The following is a 742-nucleotide window of genomic DNA, read 5'->3' as shown; positions in this document are numbered from 1 at the left end:
GCTCATGGCCTACCATCGAAAGCATTACCGTTAGCTTGGGGTGCTGCACTTACCTCCCGAGTAAAGGCGAAAAAACAGCGTCCGAGGTTCTTCAAAGTGCGCACACTGCGCTAGCCGAGGCTCATCGCAATGGCCATAATCGAGTTATGCTTCACGATTAACACACCTTGATTTGCATTAAATGGACCTAGCCCAACTAAATCTCTGGCTTGCGGAGCACTCGAGTCTCATCCTCCCTGCCGTTGCTGTCATCGCATTTGTTGAATCATTCGCAATTGCTGGCATCGTCGTACCGGGCGTCGCCTTGCTATTTTCAATCGCAGCAATTGCAAGCCTCAGTCACATCCCTGTAGAAAGCGTCTTAATTGCCGCCTTCTTAGGCGCGGTCGCCGGCGATGTGCTGAGCTTTTTTATTGGTCGAGCCTTCCATGACAGGCTCACAAACGTCTGGCCGTTTTCTCGCTACCCTGATGCGCTCTCTCAAGGAGAACGCTTCTTTAATAAGTATGGCACCATCAGCGTGGTCATAGGCCGATTTGTCGGGCCTTTACGTCCCGTATTACCGCTCACCGCAGGCATGCTGCAAATGCCCTCAGCGAAATTCATTACCATTAATATTCTCTCTGCCTGCGCTTGGGCTCCAGCTTACATATTGCCGGGATACCTTGGAGCCGAATTTTCTCAAAATGCCTTCGCAAATGAACATGCGGGCTTGAGTGCTTGGCTTGTCGTTTGTCTGATA

1 protein-coding gene is annotated in these 742 nt (G+C 50.9%); it reads left to right on the top strand.

Annotated features, from left to right (window positions below; translation table 11 throughout):
* Nucleotides 1-181: 181 nt before the first annotated feature.
* Nucleotides 182-742, top strand: a 561-nt coding sequence (locus tag A3750_RS16080) for a DedA family protein (RefSeq protein WP_197475086.1), incomplete at its 3' end; no start/stop codon positions are given.

It is taken from the genome of Oleiphilus sp. HI0079 (genome assembly GCF_001635105.1).
Note: the sequence above shows the minus strand (reverse complement) of the source record. Positions and strands in the feature narration are given on the sequence as shown.